Source organism: Pseudomonas sp. LTGT-11-2Z (genome assembly GCF_003691445.1).
GTDB classification, from domain to species: Bacteria; Pseudomonadota; Gammaproteobacteria; order Pseudomonadales; family Pseudomonadaceae; genus Aquipseudomonas; species Aquipseudomonas monteilii.
In genome coordinates, this window is the sequence record NZ_CP033104.1 from 1500988 (window position 1) to 1517870 (window position 16883).

At 57.6% G+C, this 16883-nt stretch carries 8 protein-coding genes, 2 tRNA genes and 3 rRNA genes; 10 read left to right on the plus strand and 3 right to left on the minus strand.

From position 1 onward, the window contains the following. The first annotated feature begins 5 nt into the window (after positions 1–5). Positions 6–875, plus strand: coding sequence for an HlyD family secretion protein (locus tag D8767_RS06860; protein WP_016713808.1), 870 nt, complete (start codon positions 6–8; stop codon positions 873–875). Positions 876–1025: 150 nt separating this feature from the next. Continuing rightward, positions 1026–1352: a DUF2025 family protein gene (locus D8767_RS06865; RefSeq protein ID WP_016713809.1), complete on the plus strand. Its 327-nt coding sequence runs from the start codon at positions 1026–1028 to the stop codon at positions 1350–1352. An 87-nt stretch (positions 1353–1439) separates the two neighbouring features. Here D8767_RS06865 and D8767_RS06870 read toward each other — a convergent pair whose 3' ends face one another. Both D8767_RS06870 and D8767_RS06875 read right to left on the minus strand, forming a co-directional pair. Beyond that, positions 1440–4025, minus strand: coding sequence for an EAL domain-containing protein (locus D8767_RS06870; RefSeq protein ID WP_063977474.1), 2586 nt, complete (start codon positions 4023–4025; stop codon positions 1440–1442). Positions 4026–4076: 51 nt separating this feature from the next. Further along, positions 4077–5150 carry a diguanylate cyclase gene (locus tag D8767_RS06875; RefSeq protein ID WP_029380285.1) on the minus strand — a complete coding sequence of 358 codons (1074 nt, stop codon included), beginning with the start codon at positions 5148–5150 and terminating at the stop codon, positions 4077–4079. Positions 5151–5280: 130 nt separating this feature from the next. Here D8767_RS06875 and D8767_RS06880 point away from each other — a divergent pair, with 130 nt between their 5' ends. Next, positions 5281–6372, plus strand: a complete 1092-nt coding sequence (locus tag D8767_RS06880; protein ID WP_016713812.1) for an MBL fold metallo-hydrolase — start codon at positions 5281–5283, stop codon at positions 6370–6372. A 3-nt stretch (positions 6373–6375) separates the two neighbouring features. Here the strand turns inward: D8767_RS06880 and D8767_RS06885 are convergent, their stop codons facing one another. After that, on the minus strand, positions 6376–7272 hold the full coding sequence (locus D8767_RS06885; protein WP_016713813.1) for a formate/nitrite transporter family protein: 897 nt from the start codon (positions 7270–7272) through the stop codon (positions 6376–6378). A gap of 459 nt (positions 7273–7731) precedes the next feature. On the opposite strand from D8767_RS06885, the gene D8767_RS06895 reads away from it, so the two are divergent. The 7 genes from D8767_RS06895 to D8767_RS06925 all read left to right on the plus strand — a co-directional run bounded on the left by D8767_RS06895 (position 7732) and on the right by D8767_RS06925 (position 16871). Next, a 16S ribosomal RNA gene (locus tag D8767_RS06895) occupies positions 7732–9268 on the plus strand. A gap of 85 nt (positions 9269–9353) precedes the next feature. Continuing rightward, a tRNA-Ile gene (locus tag D8767_RS06900) sits at positions 9354–9430 on the plus strand. A gap of 24 nt (positions 9431–9454) precedes the next feature. After that, positions 9455–9530: transfer RNA gene (locus tag D8767_RS06905), tRNA-Ala, on the plus strand. Between the two features lie 243 nt (positions 9531–9773). Further along, positions 9774–12666 (plus strand): 23S ribosomal RNA (locus tag D8767_RS06910). A 133-nt stretch (positions 12667–12799) separates the two neighbouring features. Continuing rightward, positions 12800–12915 (plus strand): 5S ribosomal RNA (gene rrf, locus D8767_RS06915). Together the 16S, 23S and 5S rRNA genes with 2 tRNA genes alongside form the textbook arrangement of a ribosomal RNA operon. A 228-nt stretch (positions 12916–13143) precedes the next feature. Continuing rightward, a complete protein-coding gene (locus tag D8767_RS06920; RefSeq protein WP_042131426.1) occupies positions 13144–14787 on the plus strand; it encodes an acetolactate synthase large subunit in 1644 nt (547 codons plus the stop codon). Between the two features lie 266 nt (positions 14788–15053). Further along, the gene (locus D8767_RS06925; protein ID WP_231115624.1) at positions 15054–16871 is read left to right on the plus strand and encodes an FAD-dependent oxidoreductase; all 1818 of its coding nucleotides are present in this window, start codon (positions 15054–15056) and stop codon (positions 16869–16871) included. Positions 16872–16883: the final 12 nt, after the last annotated feature.

Genomic DNA, 16883 nt, shown 5'->3' on the forward strand with positions numbered 1-16883 from the left:
TTTCGATGCGTGCGGCCGTACGTACCTTGGTGACGCTGTGTGTGGTGGCCTTGGCCGTGTTGGCCGGCTACCAGCTGTGGCAGTACTACATGCTTACCCCCTGGACCCGCGATGCCCGTGTGCGCGCCGATGTGGTGGTGATTGCGCCTGACGTGTCCGGCTGGGTACGCGGGCTTAAGGTCCATGACAACCAGCAGGTCAAGGCGGGCGACCTGTTGATGACTATCGACCGCGAGCGCTTCCAGGCCGCGTTCGACCAGGCCAGCGCCGTGACCGAGACCCGCGCCCAGCAATTGCGCCTGCGCGAACGCGAAGCCGCCCGACGCACGGCCTTGGGGCCCGAGGCGATCAGTGCCGAGTTGCGTGAAAACGCCCAGATCAATGCGGCCATCGCGCGTGGCGAGTTGCACGAAGCCGAGGCGCAGTTGCAGGTGGCCAGGATCAACCTTGCGCGCAGTGAAGTGCGGGCGCCGCGCAGCGGGCATATCACCAACCTGCGTCTGGCCGAAGGCAATTATGTGAACACCGGGGAAGCGGTCATGGCCCTGGTGGATGATTCAACCTTTTATATCCAGGCGTACTTCGAGGAAACCAAGCTGCCCCGTATTCGTGTGGGGGATACCGTGAAAGTCTGGCTGATGGGGGCGGGTGAGCCGATGCAAGGGCATGTGGAGAGCATCAGCCGCGGTATTACCGACCGCAACAGCAACCCGGACAGCCAATTGCTGCCGGAAGTGGAACCTACCTTCAACTGGGTGCGTCTGGCCCAGCGCATACCGGTAAGGATTCGCCTGGACCAGGTGCCGGAAGGGGTGACCCTGAGTGCGGGGATGACGGCCAGTGTGCAGGTGCATGAGGACCGGGATCGGCAGTAGCTCCAGCACTACACCCTGAGCGGTGAGCGCTGAAAACCATGGCGCGTTCGTGCGCACCTGCGTTAGGCTGCGGCTTGCGAGTTGCCCGGTAGAGGCGACCCATCCCCCGCCAGGCGTGCGTATCTTCCGATATCATTGCGAGGTTACGTCATGGCCATCACTTCCCAGGACATCTGCAACGCTGCCGACCAGCTCAAGGGCTTTGTCGGTTTTCATGGCAAGCGCGGTGTCCATATTGTGCGTTTTTCCGAGGATTCGTTCGGCATGGACGTGGCCGACGACAGCATTACCCCGTGCAACGAGTTTGTCTGGCGGCCTGAGCAAGGGCAGCGCATGGCGTTGTGCCGTGAGCGGCTGGCGCTGTTGCTGGAGCAGCATGTGGATGACCGCTTGAATATTGGTGAGCCGCTGCGTGCTTACCTGCGCCGCCAGGACCTGCCAGAGATCGTGGCCGAGCGCAGCCTGCAACAGCCCTGATGCCCCCTGCAGGAGCTGACTTGCCCACGAAGAATCCAACGCGGTGCATGGCACCGGCGTTGCCGTTGTTCGCGGGTAAACCCGCGCCTACAGAGATTGTTTGCTGCTTTGGGATGTTTGGTGCAACAACGCCTCCAGCCCGGCGCTGTCCAGCGGTCGGCTCATGAAATAGCCCTGTACTTCGTGACAACGGTCGTTTTCCAATGCTTTGAGCTGCTGTTCACTTTCGACGCCTTCGGCAGTCACCGTCAACCCCATCGCTTCGCCCAGGTTGATGATGGCCTGAACCACCGCACGGTCGCTGCCGTTGTTGTTGTTCAGGCCACTGATGAAGCGCTTGTCTATCTTGATGCTGTCGAACGGGTAGGTACGCAGGTAGCCCAGCGATGAGTAACCCGTGCCGAAATCATCCATGTTCAGGCGCACGCCCAGCTCCTTGAGCGAGAGCATGGTGCCCAGCGCGCCTTCGATGTCGTTGAGCATCACGTTCTCGGTAATTTCCAGCTCCAGGCGCTGGGCCGGGAAGGCGGTTTCCAGCAGGATTTCACGCACATCGGCTACCACGTCACTGCGCAGGAACTGCGCGGGCGACAGATTCACCGAAACCAGAATGTCGGCTGGCCAGTCATGGGCTGTGCGGCAAGCCTCGCGCAGCACCCAGCGGCCCAGCGCGACGATGATGTCGCTTTGCTCGGCCAGCGGGATGAAAGTGTCTGGCCCCAGCAACCCTTCCTGCGGGTGCTGCCAGCGCAGCAGGGCTTCGACCGCTACGATGCGTCGGTCGCTGAGGCGGTAGCGCGGCTGATAATGCAGTTCGAACTCCTGATTGCGCAGGGCCCGGCGCAGGTCGTTTTCCAACTGGCGGCGGTACTGGATCTGCTGGTTCATCTCGGCAGCGAAGTAACGCCAGGTATTCTTGCCATCGGCTTTGGCCTGGTACAGGGCAATGTCGGCGCAGCGGATCAATTCGCCCGCATCGAAACCCTGGGTGCGGGTTTGGGCGACGCCAATACTGGCACCGACATGCAAAGGTTGGTTGTCGAAGGTGATGGGTTGTTGCAGCAGGCTGATAAGGCGCGCGCAGAAACGGTCGATTTCGTTGCGGTTGTCCATGCCGCTTAGCACCAGGATGAACTCGTCGCCGCCCAGACGCGCTACCAGGTCACCGTCGCGGGTGGTATCGCGCAGACGCGTCGCCACCTCTTGCAGCACGGCATCCCCTGCAGCATGGCCGAGTGAGTCGTTGATCGGTTTGAAGTTGTCGAGGTCCAGCAGCAGCAGGCTCAAAGGTGGCGAGTCGGTGCCACGCAGCAGGGCTTGCTCCAGGTGCCTGGCGAGCTTGTTGCGGTTGGCCAGGCCGGTCAGTGGGTCGTGCAACGACAAGTGCTGAATGCGCGCGTGGGCGTCGACTTCGTCGGTGATGTCGCTGGCGGTGCCGCGAAAACCGCTGGGCTTGTCGTCATACCAGATGGCGCGGGCCGAAATCCTGCAGTAGCGGTTCTGGCCATTCTGGTCGCGGTAGGTACAGCGCAAATTGGCCAACTGTTGTGGGTCGACGCTGGTCAGGGCGTCCAGCCAAGGTGAGAGCGGGGTGGTATCGCAGGCAAGCAACTGGTTGAGCGGTTGGCCCAGCCAGTCGTCCACTGGGTAGCCGGTGACGTTGGCAAAGCGTTGCGACAGGTAGGTGAGGCGTTGTTGCCTGTCGGTTTCCCAGATCCAGTCGGATGCCGATTCGGCCACCGCGCGAAATCGCTGCTCGCTGGCTTCCAGCGCCTGGTTGCTCTGTTGCAGGTGAGTGAGTGTAAGGCCGATTGCCCGCGAGCTGCGCAGGGTGAGGCGAAACAGGTACAGCATGATCATGCCAAGCATCAGCAGCGCGCCTACCAGTGGCGGCAAGACGGCCCACAGCAGCTGGCGCCCCGGCAGCGGGCTGTTCCAGGCCAGGTGGTAGCCGGTATCGCCCAGTTCGATGCGCAAGTGGCCATGCTCGCCCCTGTTGTCCTTGTCCACATGCATGCCGGTAAGGCCGGCGCCGGTGCCCAGCCGTGTCAGCTTGTCTTCGGTTAGTTGGTCGATGAACAGCATCACCGGGGCCTGGCGTACCTCACTGTCGGTGACATCGCGATCCGGTCGAACAGCGGCGGCAGTCAGCACGGCCGGCCAGCCGTTGAACAGCACGTAACGGGAGGTCTGTTCCCGTGGTACGGCCGCGGCGCGGGCCTGGTCGATGATCGGCTGCAGGGGCGCGTCTATATAAGTGTCAGCGCCTGCCTGGCTGGGCTGTCCCTTGAATAACGCGTAGGTGGTGCGGCTGTCCTCTACAACGAACACCCCTTCGTAGCCGCTGGCGCTGTACAGCGACTCGCCCACGTTCTTGTCTTCGTAGGCCCATTTCCAGTCTACCTGGCCCGCCAGGTGTTCGAAGGCAGCATCCCACACGGCATAGCTGGACAAGAACTGGCGCGAGGCGATGAGTCGCTGCTCCAGGGCCTGGTTCGCATGGAAGGCGCTACGCTGACGCTCCTGGTGATCAAGGGTGGCGGCGATGTTGAACAGTGCGCCCAGCGTAACCAGGCAGGCCAGGCCGAAAACTGCACTGAAACCGGCAATCAGGCGGCGCACCTGAAAGCGCGGTGTGGGGCTGGCGGGGTGGAGTTTGGCATTCCTGGCCATGCGTGAGCGGCTCCTTCAAGCAGCCTCCCGCCAGGCAGTCAGGAAGGAGGTTCAATCAGGATAGGCCAGCTTGAGCGTAGAAGCCTCGCTGCGGGCAAAATTGACCTGGTTGCGGCCGGCGTGCTTGGCGGTGTAAAGCGCCTTGTCTGCCTGGTCGAGCCAGTGCTCGGGTGACTCCAGGGTAGCTTCGAAGGGTGACAGGCCGATGCTCAGGCTGATGCGCAGGTGCGGCAACTGAGGGTTGCGGTAGTTGGCGACCTGCTCGCGCAGGCGCTCCATGGCCTGGCAAGCCTGGGCTTCACTGGTGTCCGGCAGCATCACACAAAACTCGTCGCCGCCATAACGCCCGGCCTGGTCGCCTTCGCGCAGATTACGGCGCAGCTCGGCGCTCAGCTGGCGCAGCACATAGTCGCCGACCACGTGGCCGAAGGTATCGTTGATGGTCTTGAAATGGTCGATGTCGATCAGGGCGATGACCGCGTGCCCCTGCTGTTGTTTACAGGCCTGGAATTTCAGCATTAGCAGGTCTTTCCACGCGCCATGGTTGAGCAGCCCGGTCAGGCTGTCGGTGAGGCTCAGGGCGCTCAGCCGGCGCTTGTGGTCAGCCAGTTTGATCGCCAGCTGGTAGCACACCCAGCCCAGGGACAGCGGGTACAGCGTCAGCATCGGCAGGCAGGCGTACACCTGCAGAGGGGTAGCGGTCAGCTGCAGGCCGGGGCCGAGCAGCAGGATGGAGGCAAGCATGCCTGCCAACTGGGCCTGCAGCCCACGAAAGACCATGCGCTTGCCGCCGGCTGCGACGTTGTTCATGGTCATCATGGAAAGTACCGTCACGCTGGGGAGCGGGTTGAAATGCATGGCGGCAGTCCAGAACCCGCCCATTAGCGAGTCCAGCAGCAGGTTGCGCTGTTCTGCCTGGTAGGGCATCGCCGAGCGGCTTGCCCACAGGTAGGCCATGTGCGGCCACAGCAACCCGTTGCACAGCACCAGCAGCCATGCCCAGGTGGGGGGAGACAGCGGCGCAATGGCCGCCATGACGCTGAACAGACCGATGCCCAGGCCAATGACGCGCGGCAGGTAGATGCGCTTGACGAATGAAAGGCCTTTCCCGCTGCGGTTGTCCATCGTGTACATCGCTATTCTTCCGGGGTACCGTTTATCGCATAACTCGCATGAATATTGTTGAACAGTGTTTCAGCGGCGAAAAATGACCTTACAAGCCAATTCACGGTTGATCTGATCACTGTGGGGTAACATGAAGGCTTTCCTGTTGCTCGGAGTGTTGCTGATGGTCCCTTTGGCCAACGCTGCCGGCGAGCCGGCGCCACAGCGGGATGGGCGTTTTCACAACCAGGCATCGTTGCCGCAGGATGGGGTGCTGAAAAAGCTGCGCATCGGGCTCAAGTACCTGTTCCTGCGCAAGCCCCCGCAAACCCGGCCGGCTACCCCGATCAGCCTCCAGCCCATGACCCGCGAGCAGGTGCTCGACGCCCCTGATCACAGCATGTGGCGCCTGGGCCATTCCACAGTATTGCTCAAGCTGCGCGGGCGCTTCTTTATCACCGACCCGGTGTTCGCCGAGCGCGCCTCGCCGGTGCAGTGGGCGGGGCCGCTGCGCTTCCATGCGCCACCGCTGGCGCTGGACCAGTTGCCGCCACTGGCCGCGGTTGTACTGTCGCACGATCATTTCGACCACCTCGACGAGCAGGCGATTCGCCATTTGGCGCCACGCACCGGGGTATTCCTGGCCCCACTGGGCGTGGGCGACCTACTTATGAGCTGGGGCGTGGCTCCGGCGAAGGTGCGCCAACTGGACTGGTGGCAAGAAAGCGAGGTGGAGGGCGTGCGCTTTGTCGCCACCCCGGCACAGCACTTTTCCGGGCGCGGGCTGCTGGACAGCAATCGGACGCTGTGGGCGTCCTGGGTGATCATCGATGACGATGTGCGGGTGTTCTTCAGTGGCGATACCGGGTACTTCGACGGTTTCAAGCAGATAGGCGAGCGTTTCGGGCCGTTCGACCTGACCTTGATCGAAACCGGCGCCTACAACGTCGCCTGGCCCAACGTACACATGCAGCCGGAGCAGAGCCTGCAGGCCCACCTGGATTTGCGCGGGCGCTGGATGCTGCCAATTCACAACGGTACGTTCGACCTGTCTACCCACGGCTGGCAGGAGCCTTTTGAACGCATACTGACGCTGGCCAACCAGGCCCAGGTGCGCTTGAGCACGCCGCAGATGGGCGAACGGGTCAGTCTTGACTCACCGCATGCCGGGCAGAACTGGTGGCAGCCACGGCCTGTGCGTCAGCGGGGCCACGCCAAAGAGCGCACGATGGCGGCACGCTGAGATTCAGTTGTGGTCATCCTCGCTGCGCCGGCACGGGGCTTGGTCGTCTTTCAGCAGTTGCGAGGGTGGCTTGCCACTGTCGCTGCGTACCTGGGCATGGCTGATCAGGGCAAAAATGAAACTGCCACCAATAATGTTGCCGGTCAGGGTCGGCAAGGCGAATTCCAGCCAAAAGCTGCGCCAGGTTTCATCGCCGGCCCACACCAGATAGGACACCTCGACGGAGCCCACTACTATATGGGTGAAATCGCCGAGGGCCATCAGGTAGGTGATCATCAGGATGATCCAGACCTTGGCGTGCTCCATGGACGGGATCATCCAGACCATGGTCGCGATCATCCAGCCCGACACGATGCCTTTGGCGAACATCTGGCTCAGGTCGTTCTTCATGACCTTGCGGCCAACCTCCAGAAAAGCCACGTCCGTCTTGCTGTCGAATATCGGCAGCTCCAGCATGACCCAAGCCACTAGCAGGGTGCCGGCTAGGTTGCCGAGCAACACCACGCCCCACAGGCGCAGCAGGCGACCGAAGTTGGCCAGGGTGGGGGTGGTCATTACGGGCAGCACGGCGGTGAGGGTGTTTTCGGTAAACAGTTGCTGGCGTGCCAGGATCACGGCGAGGAAGCCGGCGCTGTAGCCGATGCTGGCGACCACCTGGGCACTCTCTCCTTCCGGCAGGCGTGCGTAGAACAGCCCCATGGCCATCAGCGACAGTCCCATGGACAGGCCGGCGGCCAGTGCCGACCACCACAACGCGGCGAGGGTACGTTCCAGTTCCTGATCGCCTTGGTAGCGGATCATCTCGTGCAGCACTGCCGCCCGCGGCGGCTGGTTGTGGCTGACCTCCTGTTCTTCATCTGCAGACAGGCCCGGGGTTTTCTCGCTTTGCGCATCGCTCATGGCCGCTACGCTCCGTGGGGGGGGTTCTCTACAGATCCGTGGCGCTTTCATTAGTTGCCAGGTGGGGGGTAAAACACGCGCGGAAAGTTTTTTCAGATCAAGGTGTTGACTCTGATTTCAAAGCGCGTATTATTCGCCTCCTCGCAGCGATGAACGCTTCGGGGCAAGCGGTAAGTGTTTGAAGTTGTTAGCTTTCGAAAGAAAGCGGTAGTAAAAAACTTCAAAATAAACGCTTGACAGCAGGTGAGGAAAGCGTAGAATGCGCGCCTCGGTTGAGACGAAAAGCTCTTAACCAAACGCTCTTTAACAAATCGAATCAAGCAATTCGTGTGGGTGCTTGTGAGTACGGACTGATAGTCAAAAAGATTATCAGCATCACAAGTGGCCATGCGAGAAATCACATAGTCATTTGAGATTGCTGAGCCAAGTTTAGGGTTTCTTAAAAACCCAAGCAGTATTGAACTGAAGAGTTTGATCATGGCTCAGATTGAACGCTGGCGGCAGGCCTAACACATGCAAGTCGAGCGGATGACGGGAGCTTGCTCCTTGATTCAGCGGCGGACGGGTGAGTAATGCCTAGGAATCTGCCTGGTAGTGGGGGACAACGTTTCGAAAGGAACGCTAATACCGCATACGTCCTACGGGAGAAAGCAGGGGACCTTCGGGCCTTGCGCTATCAGATGAGCCTAGGTCGGATTAGCTAGTTGGTGGGGTAATGGCTCACCAAGGCGACGATCCGTAACTGGTCTGAGAGGATGATCAGTCACACTGGAACTGAGACACGGTCCAGACTCCTACGGGAGGCAGCAGTGGGGAATATTGGACAATGGGCGAAAGCCTGATCCAGCCATGCCGCGTGTGTGAAGAAGGTCTTCGGATTGTAAAGCACTTTAAGTTGGGAGGAAGGGCAGTAAGTTAATACCTTGCTGTTTTGACGTTACCGACAGAATAAGCACCGGCTAACTCTGTGCCAGCAGCCGCGGTAATACAGAGGGTGCAAGCGTTAATCGGAATTACTGGGCGTAAAGCGCGCGTAGGTGGTTCGTTAAGTTGGATGTGAAAGCCCCGGGCTCAACCTGGGAACTGCATCCAAAACTGGCGAGCTAGAGTACGGTAGAGGGTGGTGGAATTTCCTGTGTAGCGGTGAAATGCGTAGATATAGGAAGGAACACCAGTGGCGAAGGCGACCACCTGGACTGATACTGACACTGAGGTGCGAAAGCGTGGGGAGCAAACAGGATTAGATACCCTGGTAGTCCACGCCGTAAACGATGTCAACTAGCCGTTGGAATCCTTGAGATTTTAGTGGCGCAGCTAACGCATTAAGTTGACCGCCTGGGGAGTACGGCCGCAAGGTTAAAACTCAAATGAATTGACGGGGGCCCGCACAAGCGGTGGAGCATGTGGTTTAATTCGAAGCAACGCGAAGAACCTTACCAGGCCTTGACATGCAGAGAACTTTCCAGAGATGGATTGGTGCCTTCGGGAACTCTGACACAGGTGCTGCATGGCTGTCGTCAGCTCGTGTCGTGAGATGTTGGGTTAAGTCCCGTAACGAGCGCAACCCTTGTCCTTAGTTACCAGCACGTAATGGTGGGCACTCTAAGGAGACTGCCGGTGACAAACCGGAGGAAGGTGGGGATGACGTCAAGTCATCATGGCCCTTACGGCCTGGGCTACACACGTGCTACAATGGTCGGTACAGAGGGTTGCCAAGCCGCGAGGTGGAGCTAATCTCACAAAACCGATCGTAGTCCGGATCGCAGTCTGCAACTCGACTGCGTGAAGTCGGAATCGCTAGTAATCGCGAATCAGAATGTCGCGGTGAATACGTTCCCGGGCCTTGTACACACCGCCCGTCACACCATGGGAGTGGGTTGCACCAGAAGTAGCTAGTCTAACCTTCGGGAGGACGGTTACCACGGTGTGATTCATGACTGGGGTGAAGTCGTAACAAGGTAGCCGTAGGGGAACCTGCGGCTGGATCACCTCCTTAATCGACGACATCAGCCTGCTGATGAGCTCCCACACGAATTGCTTGATTCATTGTAAAAGACGATGCTGTAACGCAACCCTGTTATAGGTCTGTAGCTCAGTTGGTTAGAGCGCACCCCTGATAAGGGTGAGGTCGGCAGTTCAAATCTGCCCAGACCTACCATTACATGGTTAAGCCGTAGAATACGGGGCCATAGCTCAGCTGGGAGAGCGCCTGCCTTGCACGCAGGAGGTCAGCGGTTCGATCCCGCTTGGCTCCACCACTTACGCAGTAACAGTTCATTGTCAGAACTTAGAAATGAGCATTCAATTTGAATGTTGATTTCTGACTTTTGTCAGATCGTTCTTTAAAAATTCGGATATGTGATAGATATAGACTGATGACCAGTTTCACTGCTGGAAATCAGGCTAAGGTAAAATTTGTGAGTTCTGCTCAGCAATGAGCGAAATGCGAATTTTCGGCGAATGTCGTCTTCACAGTATAACCAGATTGCTTGGGGTTATATGGTCAAGTGAAGAAGCGCATACGGTGGATGCCTTGGCAGTCAGAGGCGATGAAAGACGTGGTAGCCTGCGATAAGCTTTGGGGAGTCGGCAAACAGACTGTGATCCAGAGATCTCTGAATGGGGGAACCCACTCAGCATAAGCTGAGTATCTTGTACTGAATACATAGGTGCAAGAGGCGAACCAGGGGAACTGAAACATCTAAGTACCCTGAGGAAAAGAAATCAACCGAGATTCCCTTAGTAGTGGCGAGCGAACGGGGACCAGCCCTTAAGTTGATTTGAGATTAGTGGAACGCTCTGGAAAGTGCGGCCATAGTGGGTGATAGCCCCGTACACGAAAATCTCTTGTCAATGAAATCGAGTAGGACGGAGCACGAGAAACTTTGTCTGAATATGGGGGGACCATCCTCCAAGGCTAAATACTACTGACTGACCGATAGTGAACCAGTACCGTGAGGGAAAGGCGAAAAGAACCCCGGAGAGGGGAGTGAAATAGAACCTGAAACCGTATGCGTACAAGCAGTGGGAGCCTACTTTGTTAGGTGACTGCGTACCTTTTGTATAATGGGTCAGCGACTTATATTCAGTGGCGAGCTTAACCGAATAGGGGAGGCGTAGCGAAAGCGAGTCTTAATAGGGCGTTTAGTCGCTGGGTATAGACCCGAAACCGGGCGATCTATCCATGGGCAGGTTGAAGGTTAGGTAACACTGACTGGAGGACCGAACCGACTACCGTTGAAAAGTTAGCGGATGACCTGTGGATCGGAGTGAAAGGCTAATCAAGCTCGGAGATAGCTGGTTCTCCTCGAAAGCTATTTAGGTAGCGCCTCATGTATCACTGTAGGGGGTAGAGCACTGTTTCGGCTAGGGGGTCATCCCGACTTACCAAACCGATGCAAACTCCGAATACCTACAAGTGCCGAGCATGGGAGACACACGGCGGGTGCTAACGTCCGTCGTGAAAAGGGAAACAACCCAGACCGTCAGCTAAGGTCCCAAAGTCATGGTTAAGTGGGAAACGATGTGGGAAGGCTTAGACAGCTAGGAGGTTGGCTTAGAAGCAGCCACCCTTTAAAGAAAGCGTAATAGCTCACTAGTCGAGTCGGCCTGCGCGGAAGATGTAACGGGGCTCAAACCATGCACCGAAGCTACGGGTATCATCTTATGATGATGCGGTAGAGGAGCGTTCTGTAAGCCTGTGAAGGTGAGTTGAGAAGCTTGCTGGAGGTATCAGAAGTGCGAATGCTGACATGAGTAACGACAATGCGAGTGAAAAACTCGCACGCCGAAAGACCAAGGTTTCCTGCGCAACGTTAATCGACGCAGGGTTAGTCGGTCCCTAAGGCGAGGCTGAAAAGCGTAGTCGATGGAAAACAGGTTAATATTCCTGTACTTCCAGTTATTGCGATGGAGGGACGGAGAAGGTTAGGCCAGCCTGGCGTTGGTTGTCCAGGTTTAAGGTGGTAGGCTGAAATCTTAGGCAAATCCGGGATTTCAAGGCCGAGAGCTGATGACGAGTTGCCTTTAGGCGACGAAGTGGTTGATACCATGCTTCCAAGAAAAGCTCCTAAGCTTCAGATAACTGGGAACCGTACCCCAAACCGACACAGGTGGTTAGGTAGAGAATACCAAGGCGCTTGAGAGAACTCGGGTGAAGGAACTAGGCAAAATGGCACCGTAACTTCGGGAGAAGGTGCGCCGGCGAGGGTGAAGGACTTGCTCCGTAAGCTCATGCCGGTCGAAGATACCAGGCCGCTGCGACTGTTTATTAAAAACACAGCACTCTGCAAACACGAAAGTGGACGTATAGGGTGTGACGCCTGCCCGGTGCCGGAAGGTTAATTGATGGGGTTAGCGCAAGCGAAGCTCTTGATCGAAGCCCCGGTAAACGGCGGCCGTAACTATAACGGTCCTAAGGTAGCGAAATTCCTTGTCGGGTAAGTTCCGACCTGCACGAATGGCGTAACGATGGCGGCGCTGTCTCCACCCGAGACTCAGTGAAATTGAAATCGCTGTGAAGATGCAGTGTATCCGCGGCTAGACGGAAAGACCCCGTGAACCTTTACTATAGCTTTGCACTGGACTTTGAATTTGCTTGTGTAGGATAGGTGGGAGGCTTTGAAGTGGGGACGCCAGTTCTCATGGAGCCATCCTTGAAATACCACCCTGGCAACTTTGAGGTTCTAACTCAGGTCCGTTATCCGGATCGAGGACAGTGTATGGTGGGTAGTTTGACTGGGGCGGTCTCCTCCCAAAGAGTAACGGAGGAGTACGAAGGTGCGCTCAGACCGGTCGGAAATCGGTCGTAGAGTATAAAGGCAAAAGCGCGCTTGACTGCGAGACAAACACGTCGAGCAGGTACGAAAGTAGGTCTTAGTGATCCGGTGGTTCTGTATGGAAGGGCCATCGCTCAACGGATAAAAGGTACTCCGGGGATAACAGGCTGATACCGCCCAAGAGTTCATATCGACGGCGGTGTTTGGCACCTCGATGTCGGCTCATCACATCCTGGGGCTGAAGCCGGTCCCAAGGGTATGGCTGTTCGCCATTTAAAGTGGTACGCGAGCTGGGTTTAGAACGTCGTGAGACAGTTCGGTCCCTATCTGCCGTGGACGTTTGAGATTTGAGAGGGGCTGCTCCTAGTACGAGAGGACCGGAGTGGACGAACCTCTGGTGTTCCGGTTGTCACGCCAGTGGCATTGCCGGGTAGCTATGTTCGGAAGAGATAACCGCTGAAAGCATCTAAGCGGGAAACTTGCCTCAAGATGAGATCTCACTGGGATCTTGAATCCCCTAAAGGGCCGTCGAAGACTACGACGTTGATAGGTTGGGTGTGTAAGCGCTGTGAGGCGTTGAGCTAACCAATACTAATTGCCCGTGAGGCTTGACCATATAACACCCAAGCAATTTGCGCGTAAGCCGAATTGTGGTGGTGAAGACGAAAGACCCGAAAGTTCGCAACATCACAAATATCGCATATCCGAATTGGCCAAGAGTGTTCACGAACATTCTGGCAACAGAATTTCTTGACGACCATAGAGCATTGGAACCACCTGATCCCATCCCGAACTCAGTAGTGAAACGATGCATCGCCGATGGTAGTGTGGGGTTTCCCCATGTGAGAGTAGGTCATCGTCAAGATTCATTTCGCAAAACCCCTATCTGCGCATGCAGGTAGGGGTTTTGTCTTTCTAGGCAAAAATTCAAGGCTGCGACAACATTGCTGTCACATCAACGTGACTTTCCCTCGCCCACCCTACGTCAAGACTTTGGTTCAGGGCACTCCTGCCCCTGAGCCTGGCGATGCCAGCGTACCTTGCTGCGCATTTCTGGACTTCCACCGTCCCATCACTTGAGGTAGCAAGCAAGATGGCCAAGGCCGCCGATGTTGTAGTGCAATGCCTGGAAAACGAAGGTGTCGAATATGTATTCGGCATTCCCGGTGAAGAAAACCTCGACCTGCTCGAATCCCTGCGCAAGTCGAAGATCAAGCTGGTACTGACCCGTCACGAGCAGTCTGCAGGCTTTATGGCTGCCACCTATGGCCGTCTGACCGGCAAGACCGGCGTCAGCCTGTCGACCCTTGGCCCTGGCGCCACCAACCTGGTTACTGCCAGCGCCTACGCCTACCTGGGCGGCATGCCGATGATGATGATCACCGGCCAGAAGCCGATCAAGAAGTCCAAGCAGGGCCGCTTCCAGATCATCGACGTGTGCGGCATGATGGACCCCATCACCAAGTACACCCACCAGTTCGCCTCGGCAGACAACATCCCGTCGCGCATGCGCGAAGCCTTCCGCCTGGCCGAAGAAGAAAAGCCGGGTGCGGTACACCTGGAGCTGCCGGAAGACATCGCCGCCGAGCAGACCGATGCACTGCCGATCCCGCGCAGCCTGCACCGCCGCCCGCTGGCCGAGCATGTGGCCATCGAAGCCGCCGTGCAGAAACTGCATAACGCCCGTAACCCGATCCTGGTGATCGGTGCCGGCGCCAACCGCAAGATGACCGCCAAGGTCCTCAAGCAACTGATCGACAAGACTGGCATCCCGTTCATCACCACTCAACTGGGTAAAGGTGTGGTCGACGAGCGCCACCCGCGCTTCCTGGGCAACGCCGCCTTGTCGTCCGGTGACTTCGTGCACCGCGCCGTCGAGGCCGCCGACCTGATCGTCAACATCGGCCACGACGTGATCGAGAAGCCGCCATTCTTCATGGTCCGTGGTGGCACCGAAGTCATCCACATCAACTTCCGCTCCGCCGAAGTCGATGCCGTGTACTTCCCGCAGGTCGAAGTGATCGGCGATATCGCCAACGCCGTGTGGCAGATCAGCGAAGCCCTCACCGAGACCTCGCACTGGGACTTCACTCGCCTGATGGCCATCCGTGAAGCCAACGAAGCGCAAATCGCCGAAGGCGCCGACGACGACCGCTTCCCGGTCTACCCGCAGCGCCTGGTTGCCGACATCCGTCGCGTGTTGCCGTCCGAAGGCATCGTTGCCTTGGACAACGGCATCTACAAGATCTGGTTTGCCCGTAACTACAAGGCGCACAAGCCAAACACCGTGCTGCTGGACAACGCCCTGGCGACCATGGGCGCCGGCTTGCCATCGGCCATGGCGGCGCACCTGGTGCACCCGGACCGCCCGGTGATTTCGGTATGTGGCGACGGCGGCTTCATGATGAACAGCCAGGAGCTGGAAACTGCAGTCCGTCTGGGCATGCACATCACCGTGGTGATCCTGCGTGATGACGGCTACGGCATGATCCGCTGGAAGCAGGCCAACATGGGCTTCACCGATTTCGGCCTGGACTACGGCAACCCGGACTTCGTCAAGTACGCCGAAGCCTATGGTGCCAACGGCCACCGCGTGGAAAGCGCCGAAGGCCTGCTGCCGCTGCTGGAGCACTGCATCAAGACCCCAGGCGTACATGTGATCGACTGCCCGGTCGATTACAGCGAGAACGACCGAATCCTCAACAGCGAGCTGCGTGAGCGGGCGCTGGCGGTGTAAGGCCTAACGCCCTCATCGGGACTGCACGCTGGCACCCACAGGTCTCTCACGATTCTGTGGGTGTTGGTTGGTGGCACATAACCAACACTTCAAATATCTCAAGTCGATCATGCTCAGGCTCTTCAATTCATGGAGAGTACGATTACATGACCATCGGTTCCAGCCATAACCACCCTGCTGATCTGGCCATTGAGCCAGCCTTGCCCGTGTAGCCGTGGGCCGCGCGTTTTCCGAATCCTCCAGACCTCTGCTTCGACTACCGTCGTCTGGTTGAACAACAGGGAGGTGTTGCACGTGCTGCCCGCCCGGAGCATCGGATCTGTATTGTTGGTGCTGGCGTAACAGGGCTAACTGCTGCTCGGGAATTGTTGCGCTGTGGTTTTACCCGCATCACCTTGATTGAGCAGTCTCAGCGCGTGGGCGGTCGCCACCTGACAGTGGTGAATAAAGATGGCAATTACAAGCAGCTTTCAACGCCATTCGAGATGGGGGCCATGCGTATGCCTTTGTTCAACAGGACAGGCGAATCGCCTAAAGATGGGTGCTCGCTTATGGCCTACTACGCGAAGCTGTTCAAGTTAAAGCTTTCCGATTTCCCGAACCCTGGGACACCTTGGGTGAACACAACCGGTATCTATCTTCGTGATGGGCAACTAGAGGAAGAGGGGAAACCGGAGTTGCTGGTTTGGCGTAATCCAGAAGGGAATACTCCTCCACCTACAGCAACGCTGCAAAAGGTCTATGAAAAATGGCATCGCTTCGCCAGGCAGTTTGCCGAGCGCATCGCCATGGTATATGGCACGCAATGTTGGGCGTCGACGTGGCAGGCTGTAGTCGAGCGCTATCACCTGTTGTCATTCAGGGATCTGGTGCATTTGCCCATGCTCACTGCGTGGAATCCCGCAAACCCTGGTGATTTTGGCGGGTTGGGCATGAGCAGTGAAGAGTCGGCCATTTTCTATTCAATCGGCATTGGTGATGGTAGCTGGGGTGCGTTTTACGACGTCTGCTGCCTGTACCCCCTGCGTACTGCAATCTTTGGCTTCAGCAGTCATTTGCAACTGGTGCATGGCCGTGTTGATCAGGATGGAGTGCCTTATGCTGCGCCGTATCTGGAAGCAAGTAATGTTCCTGATAGTAGAGGGCTGATGTTCAAAGGGCCCGCCTACATCGGTCTAGCGGCGATGGATGAAAGCCTGTTGTTTCTCGATGCAGGGATGAACGGCACTTCGCTTTATGATCATCTCCTTCAACAATATGACGGGCTGTTGACGGACACCTCGGTCCGTTCCTTGCGAAAGCTTGAAGCGGGTCGTATCCGGGTCGGATATTGCTGGCACTGCAGTGATCCTGCGTATCAAAGCCTCCAATACGATGACTTCGACAGTGTGATCTTGACCACCCCTTCCTGGTTGATCGAGACCAACATGCGCCTCGACGGTTTCAGCCGTCAGATACTGCCGCAGTCGATTGTGGACGCGTGGAAGCACGCTCATTGGGAAACCAGCTGCAAAGTCTATGCGCCACTGAAGAAGAGTTATCTGGACCGTAAGTCAGCGTTACCCCAGATCCTTGTCACCGATAGCTTTGTCCACGACGTCTACGCCTATCGGTACAACGATCGTTACCCCGATGACTGCATTCTGCTCAGCTACACCTGGGAAGACGATGCAACCAAGCTAGCAGCATTCACTGATGAAGAACTGGCCAACAAGTGTGTCGAGGAACTCGACCGGATCCTCCTGAGCTGCAGCAATGTGGCTGAACCTATATCGCCCTACATCGATACCCGAAACATTCGCATACAGCGCTGGGCGACGGACAAAAATGCGCTCGGCTGCGCGAAGCTGTATCGCGCAGGTACCTACTACGACGCGGTCGGCCTGATGAAATACAACCGCGATTACAGTGCCAGCTCGGGGTTATACCTGGCTGGAGAGTCCTTCTCTGTTGACGCCGGCTGGACCGAGCCGTGTTTACGCACCGCGCTCGATGTAGTCATCAATCTTTGCAACAACACATCCGCAACGTTCAATGGGGGCTTCACCCTTGAACACTATCCGCATTATCAACTTGGGAAATAGCGGCGTCTGGGT